Annotated in this window: 2 protein-coding genes and 1 pseudogene; 1 reads left to right on the top strand and 2 read right to left on the bottom strand. The window is 77.2% G+C overall.

The features are described from left to right. On the top strand, positions 1-186 hold a 186-nt coding region (locus KS423_RS46335), incomplete at its 5' end, for a hypothetical protein (protein WP_224285639.1). Positions 187-324: 138 nt separating this feature from the next. On the opposite strand, the pseudogene KS423_RS48330 reads toward KS423_RS46335, so the two are convergent. Beyond that, positions 325-369: pseudogene (locus tag KS423_RS48330) on the bottom strand (hypothetical protein); the annotation flags it as partial. A 74-nt stretch (positions 370-443) separates the two neighbouring features. Beyond that, positions 444-907, bottom strand: a 464-nt coding sequence (locus tag KS423_RS46325) for a universal stress protein (protein ID WP_224285638.1), incomplete at its 5' end; no start/stop codon positions are given.

Here is a 907-nt window from a genome sequence, read left to right as displayed (position 1 = left end):
GGCGGGGACACCCCCGCCGCCGAGCGGGCCGCGCACGCCCGCACCGCCGTCCAGGACGCGATGCGCCACGCCTTCGGCGCCGTCCTCGGCGCCTGCGGCCTCGACCTCCAGTGGCGACGGCCGCCCGCGCTCCCGTACCAGCTGCGCGCCTACGGGCTTGCCGAGCAGCCGCCGGTACGGCGCTGACTCCCGCCCGGAGCGACCTATCCGGCGTGGCTCAGAGCCGGACGAGGTCGACCGCGCAGTCGCTGACCCGGATGGTGAGCTGCGGTACTTCTCCGGGTGGTCCGTGGCGTCCGGCAGGGTGTCCCGGTCGAGGACGTTGACGTACCTGTGGAAGCCGTGGCAGGTGACGGAGCCGTCCAGCACGCCGACCAGGCTGCGCACCCGTTCCTCGGGGGTGCGTCCGAGCGCGTCCGGGGCCCGGGGGCGGGGCGGCCGGGTCAGGCGTGCGGCACGACGGCGACCGGGCCGTGGGCGTGGTGGAGCACCGACTGGGCGACCGCGCCCAGCCGGGGCCCGGCCGGCGGGTGGGAAGGCGTGCGCCGTCCGAGCACGACCAGCGAGGCGGTGCGGGAGGCCTCCACGAGCAGCCGGCTCGGGCTCCAGGCACACACCTCCACCTCGGTGCGGACCCCGGGGAACTTGTCCTGCCAGCGCGACAGCGCGTCCTGGAGCCGTACCTGCTCGGCGGCCGCCAGCGACTCCCCGATCTCCCGCTGGTCCACCGGGGCCTCGGTGGTGTACGGCCCGTGGAAGGTGTCGCGGCTCTCCAACACCCGCAGCGGGACGCCGGCGGCCGCCGCGTGCCGGAAGGCGAAGGCGAGCACGACGTCGCACGGCCGGTCGCCCTGCACGCCCACGACCACCTCGCCGGGTCCCGCGGCGGGCTCCGCGGGACCGGCCG

Source organism: Streptomyces sp. LS1784, assembly GCF_020103755.1.
Classification (GTDB): Bacteria; Actinomycetota; Actinomycetes; order Streptomycetales; family Streptomycetaceae; genus Kitasatospora.
The sequence above is the reverse complement of the archived record's forward strand: the minus strand, read 5'-3'. Positions and strand labels throughout refer to the sequence as shown.